The sequence below is a fragment of the Falsiroseomonas sp. genome, from assembly GCF_051859025.1.
In the GTDB taxonomy this organism is placed as follows: Bacteria; Pseudomonadota; Alphaproteobacteria; order Acetobacterales; family Acetobacteraceae; genus Falsiroseomonas.
In genome coordinates this window covers 190,497-208,569 of the sequence record NZ_JBHYGL010000037.1, presented here as the reverse complement: position 1 = coordinate 208,569, position 18,073 = coordinate 190,497, and the positions used below count along the sequence as shown (strand labels likewise).

The 18,073-nt window shown below is 72.5% G+C and carries 11 protein-coding genes; 4 read left to right on the top strand and 7 right to left on the bottom strand.

Features of this window, described 5'->3' with window-relative positions; genetic code table 11:
- Positions 1 to 5: 5 nt before the first annotated feature.
- From ACTIE5_RS24005 to ACTIE5_RS23990, 4 genes are all read left to right on the top strand, one after another.
- Positions 6 to 1,193: an FtsX-like permease family protein gene (locus tag ACTIE5_RS24005; protein ID WP_439552256.1), complete on the top strand. Its 1,188-nt coding sequence runs from the start codon at positions 6 to 8 to the stop codon at positions 1,191 to 1,193.
- On the top strand, positions 1,190 to 1,882 hold the full coding sequence (locus ACTIE5_RS24000; RefSeq protein WP_439552255.1) for an ABC transporter ATP-binding protein: 693 nt from the start codon (positions 1,190 to 1,192) through the stop codon (positions 1,880 to 1,882). The genes ACTIE5_RS24005 and ACTIE5_RS24000 overlap by 4 nt, the downstream gene beginning before the upstream one ends.
- Positions 1,879 to 2,682: a 2-oxo acid dehydrogenase subunit E2 gene (locus tag ACTIE5_RS23995; RefSeq protein WP_439552254.1), complete on the top strand. Its 804-nt coding sequence runs from the start codon at positions 1,879 to 1,881 to the stop codon at positions 2,680 to 2,682. The genes ACTIE5_RS24000 and ACTIE5_RS23995 overlap by 4 nt, the downstream gene beginning before the upstream one ends.
- Before the next feature lie 125 nt (positions 2,683 to 2,807).
- Entirely contained in the window at positions 2,808 to 4,955 is a 2,148-nt protein-coding gene (locus tag ACTIE5_RS23990; protein ID WP_439552253.1) for a methyl-accepting chemotaxis protein, read from the top strand.
- Positions 4,956 to 5,009: 54 nt separating this feature from the next.
- Here ACTIE5_RS23990 and ACTIE5_RS23985 read toward each other — a convergent pair whose 3' ends face one another.
- The 7 genes from ACTIE5_RS23985 to glgB all read right to left on the bottom strand — a co-directional run bounded on the left by ACTIE5_RS23985 (position 5,010) and on the right by glgB (position 18,070).
- Positions 5,010 to 5,699 carry a hypothetical protein gene (locus tag ACTIE5_RS23985; RefSeq protein ID WP_439552252.1) on the bottom strand — a complete coding sequence of 230 codons (690 nt, stop codon included), beginning with the start codon at positions 5,697 to 5,699 and terminating at the stop codon, positions 5,010 to 5,012.
- Entirely contained in the window at positions 5,696 to 7,681 is a 1,986-nt protein-coding gene (locus ACTIE5_RS23980) for a hypothetical protein (RefSeq protein ID WP_439552251.1), read from the bottom strand. The genes ACTIE5_RS23985 and ACTIE5_RS23980 overlap by 4 nt, the downstream gene beginning before the upstream one ends.
- A 135-nt stretch (positions 7,682 to 7,816) precedes the next feature.
- The gene (locus tag ACTIE5_RS23975; protein WP_439552250.1) at positions 7,817 to 8,917 is read right to left on the bottom strand and encodes an alpha-hydroxy acid oxidase; all 1,101 of its coding nucleotides are present in this window, start codon (positions 8,915 to 8,917) and stop codon (positions 7,817 to 7,819) included.
- Positions 8,918 to 8,971: 54 nt separating this feature from the next.
- Positions 8,972 to 12,997 carry a glycogen debranching protein GlgX gene (gene glgX / locus ACTIE5_RS23970; protein WP_439552249.1) on the bottom strand — a complete coding sequence of 1,342 codons (4,026 nt, stop codon included), beginning with the start codon at positions 12,995 to 12,997 and terminating at the stop codon, positions 8,972 to 8,974.
- Positions 12,987 to 14,429: a glycogen synthase GlgA gene (glgA, locus tag ACTIE5_RS23965; RefSeq protein WP_439552248.1), complete on the bottom strand. Its 1,443-nt coding sequence runs from the start codon at positions 14,427 to 14,429 to the stop codon at positions 12,987 to 12,989. Before glgA ends, glgX begins: the two co-directional genes overlap by 11 nt.
- 115 nt (positions 14,430 to 14,544) lie before the next feature.
- Positions 14,545 to 15,816: a glucose-1-phosphate adenylyltransferase gene (gene glgC / locus ACTIE5_RS23960; RefSeq protein ID WP_439552247.1), complete on the bottom strand. Its 1,272-nt coding sequence runs from the start codon at positions 15,814 to 15,816 to the stop codon at positions 14,545 to 14,547.
- The gene (gene glgB / locus ACTIE5_RS23955; protein WP_439552246.1) at positions 15,806 to 18,070 is read right to left on the bottom strand and encodes a 1,4-alpha-glucan branching protein GlgB; all 2,265 of its coding nucleotides are present in this window, start codon (positions 18,068 to 18,070) and stop codon (positions 15,806 to 15,808) included. The genes glgC and glgB overlap by 11 nt, the downstream gene beginning before the upstream one ends.
- Positions 18,071 to 18,073: the final 3 nt, after the last annotated feature.

Sequence of the window (18,073 nt, the reverse complement as noted above, 5' to 3'; positions counted from 1 at the left end):
CCCCTGTGACAGATCTGGTGCGTTTCGCCGCCCTGCTGGCCTTCCGCCAGCTGCGCCACCGTGCCCTGGCCTCCGTCGCCGCGCTGGCCGGCGTCGCCGTCGCGGTCATGCTGATGCTGGTGCAGGTCGGCTTCCGCAACGGGCTCTATGACAGCGCACTGGCGCTGCCGCGGGCGCTGGCGGCGGACCTGGTGCTGGTCAGCCCGGGCTACCGCGCGCTGACCTTCTCGCCCCCCTGGTTTCCCCGCGCCGCGCTGCGCGATGCGGCGGGGGTGCCGGGGGTGGCGGAAACCGCCAGCCTCTATGCCTATAGCGGCCAGGTCCGCAGCGCGGAGAACGGAAGCAACCTCTCCGTCTGGCTGCTCGGCATCGATCCCGCCGCCCGGGTGCTGGACCTGCCGGGCATCGCGGCGGCGCAGCGCGCGCTGTCCGTCCCGGATACCGCGCTGCTGGACCGCCTCTCCCGCCAGGAATTCCGCGCCGTGATCGGCCAGGTCGCGGCGGGGGAACTCGCCCGGCTGCCGGTCTATGCGCCCTCGGCGGATCTGGCGCCGGTACTGTCGCTGCGGGGTCTCTTCACCCTCGGCCCCTCCTTCACCATCGACGGTACCCTGTTGATGAGCGACCTGACGCTCCATGCCACGCTCGGCGTGCCGCTGGACCGGGTCTCCATCGGCCTGGTGCGGCTGCAGCCGGGGGTGGGCGCGGAGAGTGTGGCGGCGGCGATCGCCGCGCGGCTGGATGGGCGCGCGCGGGTGATGACCCGGGCGGCGTATCTGGCGGAGGAACGGCGCTTCTACGCCAGCCGTACGCCGATCGGCGTGATCTTCAATGTCGGGCTGCTGGTCGGCATCGCGGTGGGCGTCGTCTTCATCCTGCAGGTGCTGAACAGCCTGGTGGATGCGAACCTGCCGGAATACGCGGTGCTGCTGGCCCAGGGCTATCGCCCGGCCTTCCTGGCGGCGGTGGTGGCGCAGGCGGCGGTGGCCATCGCGCTCGTCACCTACCTGCCCGCGCTCGGCCTCGCGCTGGCCGTCACCGGCGCGGCGGCGGAGGTCACGCGCCTGCCGATCGGCCTGCATGGGTCCGACATGGCAATGGTGCTCGCCCTCAGCCTGGTCATGGCGGCGGTCGCCGCCGGGATGGCGATGCTGCGCCTGCGCCGGGCCGATCCGCTGGCCCTGTTCGGATGAACGCGCCGCTGGCGGAGCTTCGCGATGTCAGCCACGGATTCGGCACCGGGCCGCAGCGCCGCGCGGTGCTGCGGGGCATCACGCTCGATCTGCGCGCGGGCGATTTCGTGGCCCTCACCGGCCCTTCGGGATCGGGCAAGACCACGCTGCTGACGCTGCTCGGCGCGCTGCGGGTGCCGGAGGAGGGGGCGCTGCGCCTGCTGGGCCAGGATGTCCGCGTGCTGGATGGGCGGGCGCTCGGCGCGCTCCGCCGGCGCATCGGCTTCGTCTTCCAGCGCCACCACCTGCTGCGGTCGTTGAGCGTGCTGGAGAATGTGGAGGCCGCGCTGCACGGCCAGCCCGATGCCGACCCCGCACGGGATCGCGCGGCGGCGCTGGCGATGCTGGAGGCGGTCGGCCTCGGCGGGCGGGGCGGGGATTCCACCGCGCTTCTGTCGGGTGGCGAACAGCAGCGCGTTGCGGTGGCGCGCGCGCTGGTTCGCCGGCCATCGCTGGTGCTGGCGGATGAACCGACCGCCTCGCTCGATGGCAGCAGCGGCCGCGCCGTGGTCGCGCTGCTGGCCGACCTCACGCGCGGGCGGGACTGCGCGGTGGTGATGGGAACGCATGACGAGCGCTGCCTGGACCTCGTGACCCGGCGGCTGCACATGGAGGATGGCGTGCTGAGACAGACGGAACGGGCGGCATGACCCCCGCACCCGACTTCACCGAGCGGCCCTGGCCGCCGTTGCGCGACCTCATCCTCGGCATGTTGTCGCTGCACCGGCCGATGACCTTCCACGGCATGATGGAGGTCGATGTCACCCGCATCATGGATGGGCTGGCGAGGCTGCGGCGGCAGGACCGCCAGGCGGTGTCGATGCATGCGGTGATGGTGGAAGCCGTGGCCGTGGCGGCGGCGCGCAACCCGGGGGTGCTGACCTTCCGCCACAGGAAGAACCTGGTGACGTTCCGCGACGCCGATGTGGCGACGGTGGTGGACCGCAAGCAGCCCGACGGCACCCGCCTGCCCATGGGCCTGACCATCCGCGCCGCGCAGGACAAATCCGTGATGGCGATCCATGAGGAATTGCGCGCCGCGCTGAAGGGCGACCTGACGCAGACGGAGGAGGTGAAGCGCCGCCGCCGCCTGCTGCGCCTGCCGAAGCCGTTGCGCGCGCTGGTGCTGCGGCGAATCGCGGCGGACCCGCATCTGCTGCGCCGGGTCCAGGGTACGATCGGGCTGACCAGCCTGCAGCGCCCGGGCCTCGATTTCCGCATGGTCCCCTTTCCGCCCAACCCCTTCACCCTTTCCATCGCCATCGGCGGGATCGATACGCGCCCGGCGGTGGCGGGTGGGGCGCCGCGGCGCGTGTTGTCGCTGGGTGGGTCGATGGACCATGCGGTGATCGACGGCGCCGCGCTGGCGCGCTTCACCATCGCGCTGGAACAGCGCCTGTCGGATGCGGAGGGGATGGCCGGGCTGATCGAGGCGGCGGAGGCGCGCTGACCGCGGCGGTCTGCACAGCGCCGGTTGCGACGCCAGGCAAGGCGGCAATCGCGGTGTCGACAAGCCACGCTTAACCCAAGGGCGGTAGAACCCGGCACCTGGACCACGCCAGGAAAGCAAGACTGATGAACCTGCCTCACGCCGTCGCCGCAGCACCATCCATCGGCGGGGGGCGCGGCTGGAGCCTCCGCGCCAGCCTGCTGGCGGCCTTCGGTCTCATCTTCCTGCTCTCCGCCGGTGCGCTCACCGTCAATGCGGTGCAGGCCTGGCGCGAGCGCGTTGCCGCGACGCAGTACCTCCAGGTGATGACCGGCCTGCAGGAACTGGCGCGCGGCGTCGGGCATCTCGTGAATGAACGCAGCTGGGTCTCCGTGCTTCTCGCCAATCCCCAGCCGATGAGCGCGGCGGAGCAGGCTGAACTGGCGCGCTGGATGCAGCCGGCGGCTGCCGGCATCCAGGGCGCCCGCGCCCTGCTGCCGCTCCACCCGGCGGTGCCCGATGCCAGCGGCCTGGCCAGCCGGTTCGAGGCCGCGACCGCCGCCTGGATGCAGGACCGCGCCCGTGCCGAACAGGCCCTGCGCCAGCCCCTGGCCGCGCGCAACGCCGCCGTCCGGGACGACCATGCCCGCACGGCGCAGGAGGTGATCAATACGGCCAGCGCGCTCTGGCTTGCCGTCGGGCAGCAGGCGGCGGCGCCCGATGCGCTGCTCAACCGCTATGCCGAGGTGGCGCGAACCGCCTGGCTGCTGCGCCGCGATTCGGGCCTGCTCCGCGTCTTCACCAGTGGCGCTGTCGCCAGTGGGCGCCTGCCGAATGCCGAGACCATGGCGCGCTACGAACGCGTCGCGGGCGTGTCGCGCATGCTGGCCGAGCGCCTGGACCTGCTGACGCGCGACGCCATGGTCGGCCCCGGCCTGCGCCAGGCCGCGCTGGCCGCCAACGCGACTGTGATCGGGCCGGAGGGGCTGGAGGCCGTCACGCGTGGGGTGCTGGAACGCATCGCCGCCGGCCAGCCGGCCGGCATGACGGCGGAGGCCTTCACCACCCGCACGAACGACATGTTCGAGACGGTGCTCGCCGCCGCCTATGACGCGAGCGCGAGGGCGACGGGCCGGGCCGCGACGCTGCGCGACGAGGCCGCCTGGCACTTCGCCGCGTCGCTCGGCCTGCTGCTGGCGGGGCTGGGGATCGGCATCGCCGTGCTGCTGCTGGTGGAGCGCCGCCTGGCGCGTCCCCTGGCAGCCCTGGCGACGCAGGTGGCGGGCATGGCCACGGGGGGCGCGGCGGAACGCGGCGCCCCCATCGCGGCGGCCGCGCGGAAGGACGAGATCGGCCGCCTCGCCGGCGCGGTGCAGACGCTGTGCGGCGCGATCCTGGCCGAGGCGCGGAGCGCCGAGGCCGCGCGGGCCGAACGCAGCGCGGCGGAGGAACGGGCGAGGCTGGAGACGGCGGCCGAGGTCCAGCGGGCGCTCGGGGAAGTGGTGGAGGGCCTGGCGCGCTCCGGCCCGGCGCTGCAGGCGGCCTGCCTGACGCTCGACGAGGCTTCCGAGGGAGCCCGGCAGCAGGTGGTGCTGGCCGGCGGCAATGCCACCGAGACCAATGCCAACGTCCAGGGCGTGGCGGCGGCGACCGAGGAATTGACGGCCTCGGTGCAGGAAATCGCACGGCGCGCGGCGGACAGCGCCGCGGGCGCGGAGGCGGCGGTGCGCGAGGCGGAGCAGGCCGATGCGACGATCCGCGCGCTGAGCGAGGCGGCCGGGCGGATCGGCGATGTGGTGCGCCTGATCGGCGACATCGCCGGCCAGACCAACCTGCTCGCCCTGAACGCGACCATCGAGGCCGCCCGGGCAGGGGAGGCCGGGAAGGGCTTCGCCGTGGTGGCGAGCGAGGTGAAGAGCCTGGCCACCCAGACCGCCAAGGCGACCGGCGAGATCGGCCAGCAGATCGCCGAGATGCAGGCGGCGACCGGGCAGGCGGTGGCGGTGATCCGCGGCATCGGCGGGACCATCGGCAACCTCTCCTCGATCGCCGCCGCGATCGCGGCGGCCGTGGAGGAGCAGGGCGCGACGACGTCGGAGATCGCGCGCAGCGTCGCGCGCGCCGCGGACGGCACGGGGCAGTTGACCGGGAATGTGGAGCGGCTGGATGCCGGGGTCGCCACCACGCGGACGGAAATCGACCGCCTTCGCGACATCGCCGCCGATGTCGGCGCCCAGGGCACGGCGCTTCAGGGCGCCATGGCGCGGCTGGTGGCGAAGCTGAAGGCGGCCTGAGGTCCGGCGCCTCTCCGCGACGCCGATCATGGCGTCGCGGGAACCGGCTGGGCGCTACCCTGGCACGCCGGGGTGTTTCATCAGCCCGCCATGGCGCAGCGCCACGTGGTCGAACAGCGCGCGATCCTCCCGCGTTGCCTCCAGCAGCAATTCGCAGGTCTCGCTGTCCAGGTTGATGCGGCCCTGGCCGGCGGTCACGTTCTCCCGCTCCACCCGGCCCGGCAGCAGGCCCAGCCAGCGATGCAGCGTGGCGGAGACGTCATCGACGCGCGCGGTGGTGCCGACCAGGGCGTAGCAGCCCTCCAGGATCGCGATCGCCTCCTTCGCCGTCGGCGCGCCGGTCAACTGCCGGCAGGCCTCGGCGGCCAAGGCGGGGGCGGATTCGCGGATGAATTCGGCGAAGCCGCGATGGCGGAATTCGGCGTGCAGCGGGTGGTCCGCCCAGGTGGCCATGTAGTTGAAGGCGGAGACCAGCCGCGCCACGGGGTCCCGCAGCAGGGTGACGAAGCGGGCATCGGGCCGGGCGCGTTCCAGCGCCTCGTTCACCGTCACATGGCCGCTGACCAGCGCATGGCCCGCCACCTGGTCCGGCGCCATGGCCAGGAAGGTGGCGTGTTCCGCCTGGTCGCCGATGCGCAGCACGCGGGCGGGCGGCAGCGCGCGGGCCAGGGCGGCGTGCAGGGCGAAGCCGCCGGTCTTGGGCAGATGGATGAAGACCACCTGGGCCGGCACGGGGCGGATCAAGCCTCGGCCTCCCGCCGCGGCCGGAGGAAGGCATAGACCACCAGGGCGAAGCCCAGCACCCAGAGCACGGCCAGCACATAGGGCCGCCAGACCAGGATGGCGGAGCGTTCGGCCTGCACGACCGCCGGCATCGCGGGGGCGGCAGGTGCCTCGGCATAGGCGACCCGCACCGCCGGCGTGGGGGCGGCGCTGGACCAGGCGAGGGCCACGCCCTGGCCATCCAGCAGCGCGACGTCGCCCCGTTCCAGCCGCGGCGCCGCGGCGGGCAAGGCGGGCATCAGCGTCGGCAGCCGCAGCCAGAGGCCCGGGCGATCGCCCTCTGCCGTCACCAGTTGCGCCGCGATCATGCGCTGCGCGCCTTCCAGGTCCAGCAGCGGCCGTCCTTCCCGCTCGGACAGGGCCCGGTCCGACAGGGTCAGCCGCCCCGCATCGAAGCGCAGCACGGGCTGGCTGCCCGCCGGCGGGTCGGCCGTGACGGCGATGAAGGGGCCGGTCGGGCGCGGCGGCGCCGTGCCTTCGCGCAGGGAGACGGTGAGGGGCGCGGCGGCGGGCACCAGGCCGCGCAGCAGCCACAGGATGGGGTTCAGCGCCTCGGCCACCGGACCACCGTCGGGCGCCTCCAGGATCACCTCCACGCCCCCGGCGAAGCGGCCGGGCAGGCCGAGGAAGTCCCGCGGTGCCGGCGCGGGGGACAGGCGCAGCAGGCTGTCCGGCAGCAGCTGCGCCAGGCCGCCCGGCGCCGGGCGTTGCAGCGTGACGACGAGGCGGTTGTCGAGCCGCAGCAGCGCCGGCGGGATGGGCAGGCTGACCCGCGCCGCGCCCTCCGCCGCCAGCGCCGTGCTGCCCAGCATGGTGTCGTTCAGCACGGCGGTCACGACGCTGCGGCCGGCGGTGTCGGGCGTGAGCATGAAGGTCAGGTCCAGCGCCGAGGGCAGTCCGCCCCCCGGCAGGTCCCGCAGCGCGAATTCCAGCGCCCAGCCGGGCGAGGCACCTTCCTGCGGCAGCGTGGCGCCGCGCAGGGCCGAGAAGGGGAGGGAAGCCGCCGTCGCATCCGGCGCGCGCGCATCCCGCACGCCGATCGTCGCCGCGGCCGCCGCATCGCGCCACGGCCCGTCCAGCAGCCCCGCCGCGCGTTCGGGCTGCGGCCCGCCCAGCGCCAGCGCCGGCATCCCATCGAGGTCCAGCACCGCCGCGCCGGAAGGGCCAAGCCCCACCACGACCGCGCCGGTCGTCCAAAGGCGCTGGCCCGCCGGCCCACGATCGAGCGAGGGCGGCGCGCCGGACCCGATCCGCACCTCCCGCCCCGAACCCGTGAGCGCCAGGCCGATGCGCAGCGCCGCCGCGGCTTCCGCCACCGGCAGCGGGCCCGGGCGCGTCAGCACCTGGGTCTGGCGCGGCAGCAGGCGGAACAGGGTGGCGACGGAGGGCGCCATGCCATCGGGCAGCAGCAGCGCCAGGTGGCTATCCGCCCGCAGCGTGGCCAAGGCCCCCCCCGCCTGGTCCACCAGCCGCAGGCCGAGGCGCAGCGAAACGCCCTCTCGCGCCAAATCTTCGGCCGGGATGGGCAGGTCGATCGTCAGGCGCGTCTCGCCTTCCGCGAAGGCGCGGCTGGCCAGCACCCTGCCATTGGCCCAGACCTCCACCGCCTGGCGCCCGCCGAAGGGGGCGACGAGGTCGAAGCCCAGGCTGGCGCGTGCCGCCAGGCCCGGAATGTCCCGCGGCATGGGGAAGGCCACTTCCCGCCCGGCAGTGCCGAAGGCGAGCCCCGCTTCCAGCCCGAGCTCATCCAGCCCGACATGCCGTTCAAGCGGCGGTGGCGGCACGGGAGCGGGCGCAGGCGCCGGCAGCGGCTGGGTGGCGACCGGTGGGCGCGCGGCCGGCCGGGCCGGACGCTGCTGCGCCTCCGCTGCCAGCGGCAGCAGCAGGGCGGCAACGACCAGGCAGCGACCGGCGGCTGTGGCGGTGGGGCGATGGGGTCGCACGGATCCTCGGTGACGTCACAGGCAGGCGGAGGCGCCGGCCGCCAGCAGCGGGGTGCCGCCTTAAGGTTGTGCGCCCCCCACTATTCCACCCCGGCGGCGGCCCCCGCAAGCGCGGGGGACATCAACACCTCGCCTTCAATACCCCCGCTGCGGCTCCGCCAGCAGCGGGAAGGCGGAATGCACATGCGGCAGCGTGACCGGCGCAACAGGATGCAGCATGGATCGGTCCGTCGCCGCGAAGCTGCTGGCGCCGAGCAGGCCGAGGCAGGTCTGCACCTCATCCTCCAGCAGTTCCAGCACGCGCCGCACGCCATCCTGCCCCGCCGCCGCCAACCCGTAGCAGTAGAGGCGGCCGATCCCGACCATCTCGGCGCCGAGGATGATGGCCTTCACCAGATCCGTCCCCCGGCTGATCCCGCCATCCATCCAGACGCGCGCTCGGCCGCCCACGGCCTCCACCACCTCCGGCAGCACGGCCAGCGACCCGCGCCCATGGTCCAGCTGCCGGCCGCCATGGTTGGAGACGTAGACGACATCGACCCCATGCTCGACCGCCATGCCCGCATCCTCCCCGGTGCCGATGCCCTTGAGGATCAGCTTGACGTTCGGATGCGCGGCGCGGACGCGGGCGATATCGGCCCAGGACAGTGCGGCCTGGTGGTTCATCCCCTCGCTGCGCGCCCGCCAGTGCTTGACGAAGCGCTTGGCGATGTCGCGTTCGCGGCGGCTGTAATGGGCGGTGTCGACCGTGATGGCGAAGGCGTCGTAGCCGCTGTCCATCGCCCGCTTGATGTGGCTGTCGATGAAGTCCGGCCCGCCACGCACATAGAGCTGGAAGATCTTGGGCCCGTCCGGATTGGCGAGTGCCGAACCCTCCAGCCCCGGCTCCGTCACGCTGCTGACGATGATCGGCACGCCGAAGGCCGAAGCCGCGCGCCCCGCCGTCGCGGCTCCGCCCGGATCGAAGCTGTCCAGCGACCCCACCGGGGCGAGGGCCACCGGCAGCCGGATGCGCCGCTTGCCGAGGAAATCGCCCGTGCAATCGACCGTGCTGACATCCCGCAGCACCCGGGGCCGGAAGGCCCAGGCATCGAGGGATGCGCGGTTGCGCTGCATCGTCGTCTCGGTCTCGGTCGCGCCGACGAGGTAGTCCCAGATATTGGCGTTGAGGCGGATCTTCGCGCCCTTCACCAGTTCATGCAGCGTCTGGAACCGTTCCTGACCTTCGGCCGACATCGCGCGTTCTCTCCCCCGTGATTCCCACAGTCTGCAACGGGGGTGAGGCGGGGCCTAGCCGCCCCGGACGCCGCGCAGGGTTGCGAGGATCGCCTGCGCCCGCGGCAGCGCCGCCAGGTCCGAGACCGCCACGGGCAGGCGGCGGCGCCAGTTGGGCCTTTCCCGGTCCGTGCCCGGCAGGTTCACCGCGATGCTCTCTCCGGCCAGGTCCTCGGCCTGCACCAGCATGAGGGCGGAGGGCGTGCGCGCCACCAGCGCGTGGATGGCGGCGGCCAGGGCGTCATCCATCGCGGCATCGGGCCCGGCGCCATCCGGCAGCAGCCCCTCCGCCGCCAGCAGCGCGCAGAGTGCGGCACGGTCCGCCGCCCGCGCCGCGCGTTCCGCCGGGGGGTCCGCCAGCAGCCCCAGCGCTTCCCGTTCATCGAGGTCCGCGCCGGTCCAGAAGCCCGCCAGCGTCGCCAGATCATGCGTCGCGACGCAGGCGGCGGCGCGGGGCGGGTACTGCGCGGGGGGCTTGAAGCGATCGCCCTCCTTCTCGAACCACAGAACGCGGTAGGACAGCACATCGGCGGATTGCAGCGCCTGGCCGATCCCCTCCGGCACCGTGCCGAGATCCTCCCCCACCACCAGGCAGCGCGCGCGGGTGCTTTCCAGCGCGAGGTTCCCCAGCATGTCCGCGAAGGGATAGGCGAGGTAGGCGCCCTCCGCTCCTTTCGCGCCGTCGGGCACGAGGAACAGGCGCCGCAGGCCGAGCACATGGTCCACGCGGAGCGCCGCGGCGTGGCGCATATTCGCGCCGATCAGGCCCGCGAAGGCGGCGTGGCCGGTTTCCAGGGCGTGGCGCGGATCGGGCGGCGGCAGGCCCCAGACCTGGCCCTCCGCGCTGAAGGGATCGGGCGGCGCGCCGACGGAAAAGCCCGGCAGGAACCGCGCATCGCCGGACCAGATCTCTGCCCCATCCGGCGCGGCGCCGACGGCGAGGTCCCGGTAGAGCCCGGCGCCGGCACGTCCGGCCTCCGCCAACTGGTCATCGGCCAGGCGCTGGCAGAAGGCGGCGAAGCCCACGGCATCCGCGTGGCGCGCGGCGAAATCCGCGATGCCGCTGTCATCGCCATGGCGCAGCCCGGCGGGCCAGCGCCGCGCATCGGTGTGGCCCTGCTGTTCCGCGATGGCGACGTAGGTGCAGAACCGCGCCAGCGCGCTGCCCGGCGCGGGGAGGTCGCCGCGCGGCCCGGCTTCCCAGGCCGCGCGCAGCACGGCGCGCTTGGCGGCCCAGACCGCCGCGTGATCCACGCTGGCACCCGCGGCCAGCCCGCCCAGCGCATCGCCGCCCGGCAATGCCGAGACACTGACAAAAATCGGGTCGAGGAAGCGCCGGTCGCTGGGGTGATAGGGGCTGGCCCGGCTGCGATCGATGGGCGAGAGCGCGTGCGGCGGGCTGAGGCCGAGCAAGGCCGCCCCCTGGTCCCGCGCCACACGGGCGAGTTCGGCGACGGCGGCGAAATCCCCGATCCCCTGGTCCCGCGCGCCGCGCAACGCGTAGATCTGCGCGGCGATGCCGAAGCGAGGCCGGTCCAGCAGCGGCGGCAGGAAACAGCGCGCGGGCGCCACGGTCAGCAGGCAGCGCGCATCCGGCGCGGCCTCATCGAACAGCACATGCCGCCCCTCCGGCAGTGCTGGCAGCGCCACCAGTCGGTCGGCGGCGGCGGTGCCATCGGGGCGCGTCAGGCGGCGCGTCTCCCCGGCCTGCGGCGGCACCGGCAGGCGATGCTCGCTGCCATCCTCGCAGACGATGCGCAGCATCACCGGCCGGTCGGACAGCGCCATGGGCAGGGGCTGCCCCGCGCGCAGCGTCGCGGAGGGGGGCAGGCGCGGGACGGCCGAAAGCCGCGCCAGGCTGTCCCGCATCGCATCGCGGGTGCTGGCGGGCAGGTCCATGGCGTGCAGCAGCGCGCGCAGCGTCTCCGCGGGCACTTCATGTCGCAGGCCGGAAATCTCGTGCCAGACCGGGTCGATCCCTGCCGCGCGGGCCAGGCGCGCCAGCAGCGCGGGATCGTCGCCGGGCGCGCAGGCGGGCCGGTCTTCCTCCGCCAGCAGCAGCACGGCCCGGGCGGGCAGGGTGCCGGGCAGGGTGCCGGGCAGGCTGGCGGCATCCGGTGCGCTGCTATCGGCCAGCAACCGCCAGGCGCGGCCGGGGCGGGCAGGGGGCAGGGCGAGCGGCACGGCATCGCCGGCATTCAGCGCCAGCAGGCAGCGATCGCCTTGCGCCCGCAGCACCGCGACCAGCGCGCGGCAATCGCCGTCATTCCAGCGATCCATGGGCGCGCCATCCGGCCGCAGCCAGGCGACATCCGGCACGCCATCCGCGCCCGCGACGCCCGTCAGCGCCGCGCCATCATGCAGCGCGGGATGCGCGATCCGCGCCGCCACCAGCCGCCGCGTGAAATCCACCAGCCCCGCATCCGCGCCCGCCCAGTCGAACCAGGTCGTCGGATTGTCCTGTGCATAGGCGTTGTTGTTGCCGCCCTGGCTGCGCCCGGCCTCATCGCCCATCGCCAGCATCGGCGTGCCGCGCGCCAGCAGCAGCGTCGCCAGCAGCGCCCGCGCATCGGCCTGGCGGCGCGCGATGATGCCGGCGTCGTCGCTCGGCCCCTCCGCGCCACCGTTCCAGGATTTGTTGTCGTCCGTGCCGTCGCGATTATCCTCGCCATTCCCGTGGTTGCGCTTGGCGGTGAAGCTGGTCAGGTCCCGCAGCGTGAAGCCATCATGCGCCGTGACGAAGTTGACGCTGTCCATCAGCGCGCGTCCCCGGAACGCATCGGCGGAACCCGCCAGCCGCGTCGCAAGCCGCCCCACCATGCCGCCATCGCCGCGCCAGAAGCGGCGCACATCGTCACGGAAGCGATCGTTCCATTCGCCCCAGCCCGCGGGAAAGCGGCCGAGCTGGTAGCCATCCCGCCCGATGTCCCAGGGCTCCGCGATGATCAGCAGGTCGCGCAGCACGGGGTCCTGGCGCATGGCCTGGATCATCGGCCCATCGGCATCGAAGCCATGTTCCCGCCGCGCCAGCGTCGTCGCCAGGTCCAGCCGGAAGCCGTCCAGCCCCGCCTGCTGCGCCCAGTGCCGCAGCGCATCCATCGCCAGGCGAAGGCCCCAGGGCCGGTCCAGCGCCAGCGCATTCCCGCAGCCCGCATCATCCACGTAGCGTCGCGGGTCATCGCCGCGCAGCCGGTGGAAGGCCGCATTGCCCAGCCCCTTCAGCGACAGCGTCGGGCCGAGGTGATCGCCTTCCCCTGTATGGTTCAGCACCACATCCAGCACCGCCGCGATGCCCGCCGCCTGCAAGGCCGAGACAGCGCCGCGCACCTCCGCCATGCCCCCCGGCGCCAGCTTCGGGTCGGGCGCCAGCAGCGCCACGGGGTTGTAGCCCCAATGGTTGGTGAGCCCGATCGGCGGCAAATGCCGTTCATCGATCCAGGCCGCAGCGGGCATCACCTCCACGCAAGTCACGCCGAGGCCGCGCAGGTGGTCGATGGCGGCGGGATGGCCGAGGCCCGCGAAGGTGCCGCGGATCGCCTCCGGCACGCCGGGATGGGCGGCGGTGAAGCCCTTCACATGCAGCTCGTAGATCACCTGCGGCCCGCGCGGCGCAGCGCGGCGGAGGGGCGGCAGCGGCGCCGTCAGCACCGCCTTCGGCATGAACGGCGCGCTGTCGGCATCGTCCGGCGTCTCGCCGGTATCGAACAGCGCGGGATGCAGCGCGAAGCGCCGGTCCAGCGCCACCGCCCAGGGATCGACCAGCAGTTTTCTCGCGTTGAACCGATGTCCATGCCAGGGCTGGAACGGCCCCTCCACCCGCAGGCCATAGCGCGTGCCGGCTGCGATGCCCGCGACATGGCCGTGATGCACATCGCCGGTCCGGCCGGGCAGCAGGATGCGGGCGACTTCCCTGTCCGCATCGTCGAAGACGCAGACGAACACCGCGGAGGCCCCCGGCGCCGGATAAGCGAAATTCGCGCCCCCGCTGTCGAGAGTCGCACCGAGCGGTTCGTGAATCCCCGCGCTGGCCTCAGCCCGCATCGGCGATCGCGTCGCGATACAGCGCGGCGTAGCGCCTGGCCGATCGGGTCCAGGACACGTCGGTGGCCAGCGCATTGGCCTGGAGGCGCGCGAAGGCATCGCGGTCCCGCCACAGCCCCGCCATGCGCCACACCGCGGCTTCCAGCATCTCCCGCTGCACCGGGGAGAAATGCACGCCCGTGCCGACGCCCTGCGCCAGCGCCATCTCATTCGCGTCCACGACGGTGTCGGACAGCCCGCCGACATGGGCCACGAGCGGCACCGCGCCGTAGCGCAGCGCGCAAAGCTGGGCCAGGCCGCAGGGCTCGAACCGGCTCGGCACCAGCAGCACATCGGCGCCGCCATAGATCAGCCGCGCCAGGCCCTCATCATAGCCGATCTCGGCGCCGATCCGCCCGGGATGCGCCCAGGCAGCGCCGCGCGCGCCATCCTCGATGGGCTTCTCCCCGGTGCCGAGCAGCGCGAGCTGCGCGCCACAGCCGAGGATGGCGGGCGTGGCGCCGAGGATCAGGTCCACGCCCTTCTGCCAGGTGAGCCGCCCCACGAAGCCCATCAGCAGCGCGTCGGGGTCTTCCTCCAGCCCCAGGCGCCGTTGCAGCGCTGCCTTGTTCGCAGCGCGTCCTTCCAGCGCGGAGGCGGAGAAATTCGCGGCGAGGTGCCGGTCCGTCGCCGGGTCCCATTCCACCGTGTCGATGCCGTTGAGGATGCCGGAGACGGCGCCCGCGCGGCCGCGCAGCAACCCGTCGAGGCCCATTCCCGCCTCCGGCGTGCGGATCTCCGCGGCATAGCTGGGGGAGACGGTGGTGATGCGGTCCGCGTACCAAAGCCCCGACTTCAGGAAGCCGAGCGTACCGAAATACTCCAGCCCCTCCACGGAAAGCGCCTGCGGCGGCAGGCCGAGGCGCGGGAAGAGGTCCACCGGAAACTTGCCCTGGAAGGCCAGATTGTGGACGGTGAATACCGATGGCACGCGCCTGGCGCCGAAGCGCAGATAGGCCGGTGCCAGCCCCGCCTGCCAGTCATGCGCGTGCACGACATCGAAGGCCACGTTGCGCACGCCGCCCGTCGCCAGCAGCGCCGCCATGGCGCCGAGGGCCGCGAAACGGATGCCGTTGTCGGCCCATTCCCCGCCATGCGGCGCGAGATACGGATTGCCCGTGCGGGCGAACAGATGTGGTGCGTCGATGGCGATGATGTCGAGCCCCGCGGCCTCCCCGCGCTGCAACCGCGCCGGGCCGCCGAACAGGTCATCGATCCGCCGCAGCGCCCGCCCGCCGCCGAGCGCGGCCATGACGGCCGGGTAGCCCGGCAGCAGCGTCGTGACCTTCACCCCCTCCGCCGCCAGCGCCGCCGGCAGCGCGCCGGCGACATCGGCCAGGCCGCCGGTCTTCACCAGTGGCACGCATTCCGAGGCAACGGAAAGAACCTTCATGTCACGCCCTCAAACGGCGGGCGCCGGCTTGCCTTCGCGGCACAAGCCGCGTCGGCCATTCGGCCGCTCGGGCGCCAAGGGGCGCCCGCAGGTCCACCCCTGCGCATGCGGTGGCTCACGGCGCGATGCGGTCCAGCATCGCCTGGGTGATGAGGCAGATGCCCTTCTCGGTCCGGCGGAAGCGCTTCGCATCCTCCTCCGGGTCCTCGCCGACCACCATGCCTTCCGGGATCTTCACGCCACGGTCCACGACCACATTCGTCAGCCGCGCGCCGCGCCCGACATCGACATAGGGCAGGATCACCGCGCCATCGATCTTGGCGAAGCTGTGCAGGTGCACGCCCGTGAACATCAGCGATTTGCGGGCCATGGCGCCGGAGACGATGCACCCGCCCGAGACCAGCGAGGCAATCGCCTCCCCGCGACGGCCTTCGAGGTCATGCACGAACTTCGCCGGCGGCGTCACCTCGGCGTATGTCCAGATCGGCCAGTCGCGGTCATAGAGGTCGAGTTCCGGCACCACGTCGGTGAGGTCGATATTGGCCTCCCAATACGCATCGACGGTGCCGACATCGCGCCAATAGGGCTTCGATTCCGCGCGCGATCGCACGCAGGACCGCTCGAACCGATGCGCCACCGCCTTACCGTGCTTGACCAGATAGGGGATGATGTCGTGCCCGAAATCCCGCTGGGAATTCGGGTCCGCCGCATCGCGCCGCAACTGGTCGAACAGGAACTTCGTCTCGAAGACGTAGATGCCCATGGAGGCGAGGGCCAGGTCTTCGCGCCCTGGAATGCCGGGCGGATCCTTGGGCTTCTCCATGAAGGCGACGATGCGGCCATCCGGGTCCACATGCATCACGCCGAAGCCCCGCGCATCCAGGCGCGGCACCGCGATGCAGCCGACCGTGACGTCGGCGCCGGATTCCACATGCTGCTGCAGCATGTGTTCGTAATCCTGCTTGTAGATGTGGTCGCCGGCCAGGATGACCATGTGGCGCGGCGCCAGGTCCTCGATGATGTCGAGGTTCTGGTACACGGCGTCGGCGGTGCCGAGGTACCAGTTCGCGCCGTCGCCGCGCTGGCTGGCGGGCAGGATGTCGAAGGTCTCGTTCCGCTCCGGCCGCAGGAAGTTCCAGCCGCGCTGGAGGTGGCGGATCAGGCTGTGCGCCTTGTATTGCGTCGCCACCGCCAGGCGGCGGATGCCGGAATTCATGGCATTCGACAGCGCGAAATCGATGATGCGCGACTTGCCGCCGAAATAGACCGCCGGCTTCGCGCGCCGGTCCGTGAGTTCCATGAGGCGCGAGCCCCGCCCGCCCGCCAGCACGAAGGCCATGGCGGTTCGCGCCAGAGGGGCACTCGCCTGGGTCCTGCTATTCGGCATTGCTCTCCCCTTTCTTGTCGTCCGGTGCCTCTTGCTCGGGCTCCGGACCCTCCGCCACCAGCCAGATGGTGCCGAGTGGCGGCACCGTCACCGTGGCGGAAGCGGGAAAGCCCTGGAAGGCCACGCGTTCCGCCACCACCCCACCCATGTTACCCACGCCCGATCCGCCATAGACCGCGGCATCGGTGTTCAGCACTTCACGCCAGGCCCCCGCGCGCGGCAGGCCGAAGCGGATGCCCGCATGGGGCACCGGCGTCATGTTGCAGATCATTGCCACCGGCGCGCCACCCTCTCCGTCGAAGCGGAGCCAGGAAAAGATCGATCGCGCCTCGTCATCCGCCTCGATCCAGCGAAAGCCCTCAGCCTCCGCATCCCTGGCGTGCAAAGCGGGCATCGAGCGGTACAGCAGGTTGAGGTCGCGGACCAGTTTCTGCACGCCCTGGTGGGGGGCGTGTTGCAGCAGCCACCAGTCGATCTCCCGCGCATCCGACCATTCGCGCCATTGCGCGATCTCGCCGCCCATGAAGAGCAGCTTCTTGCCGGGATGCGCCCACATCATCGCGTAGTACGCGCGCAGCGTCGCGAAGCGCTGCCAATCGTCGCCGGGCAGCCTGCCCAGCAGCGATCCCTTGCCGTGCACCACCTCGTCATGGCTCAGCGGCAGCACGAAATCCTCGGTGAAGGCGTACATCATCCCGAAGGTGATGAGGTCATGGTGCCAGCGCCGGTGGATGGGATCGATCGCCAGGTACCGCAGCGTGTCGTTCATCCACCCCATGTTCCACTTGAAGCGGAAGCCGAGGCCGCCTTCCGAGGCAGGGCGCGACACGCCGGGCCAGGATGTCGCTTCCTCCGCCATCATGGCCGCGCCGGGATGTTCCTCCTCCACCAGCGCATTCACCTGGCGGAGGAAGGCGACGGCCTCATGGTTCTCCGTGCCGCCTTCCGCATTCGGCGCCCAGTCGCCAGGTGCCCGCCCGTGGTCGAGATGCACCATGGTGGAGACGGCATCGACGCGAAGCCCGTCGGCGTGGAATTCCTCCAGCCAATAGAGTGCGTTGGAGGCGAGGAAGGCCGCGACCTCCTTCCTTCCATAGTCGAACACCGCCGTGCCCCAGGCCTTGTGGAAGCCGCGCAGCGGGTCCGGGTCCTCATACAGCGTCTGGCCGTCGAAGCGCGAAAGCCCGTGCACATCCTTCGGGAAATGCGCGGGAACCCAGTCCAGCAGCACGCCGATGCCCTGCACGTGGCAGGCGGCGATGAAGCGCTTGAGGCCCGCGGGATCGCCCATCCGCGCGGTCGGCGCATGCAGCCCGATCGGCTGGTAGCCCCAGCTCTCATCGAGCGGATGCTCCATCACCGGCATCAACTCGATATGCGTGAAGCCCATCCAGGCGGCATGGGGGATCAGCGTGCCGATCAGGTCGTCCCAGGAATAGAAGCGCCCATCCGGGTGCCGCCGCCAGGATGGCGCGTGCACCTCATAGATCGATATCGCCGCGCGCCGGGATTGCGTGACGGCGCGAGCCTTCACGAAATCCGCGTCCTCCCAGGCGAAATCCTCGTCGCGCGGGACGAGCGACGCGGTGGAGGGCCGCAGTTCCGCCGCCCTGCCCAGCGGGTCCGCCTTCAGCGGCAGCACCTCGCCATCCTTCGCCAGGATCTCATATTTGTAGGGCGCGCCGGCGGCGATGCCGGGGATGAACAGCTCCCACAGCCCGCTATCCACGCGCTTGCGCATGGGATGGCAGCGGCCGTCCCAGGCGTTGAAGGCGCCGACGACGGAAACCCGCGCCGCATTCGGCGCCCAGACGGCGAAGCGCGTGCCTTCCGCCCCCTCATGCGCCGCCACATGCGCGCCGAGCCTGCGGTGCAGCCGCCGATGCGTGCCTTCCACCACCAGATGATCGTCGAGCGGGCCCAGCGTCTCCCCGAACCTGTAGGGATCGTCGAAGGCCCAGACGCGCCCTTCGCGCCGCGCGCGGAGGCGATAGCCGAAGGGCTGCGCGCGGCCGGGCAGCAGCCCTTCGAAGAAGGCGCCCTGGCGGCGGGGCAGGGGGATGGCGTCGCCCCCATCCCAGGGCAGCACTGCCAGGTCCTCGACCTCCGGCACCAGCGCGCGGATGACGATCCCCCCCCCCGCCGGAGGCGGCCCTGGCCATGTGGAATGGGGGCCGAGGATGGCGAAGGGGTCGCCGTGGCGCGCGGCCAGCAGGGCCTCCACCGCTTCCTGCGGTGCGCGCCACGGCTCCATGCT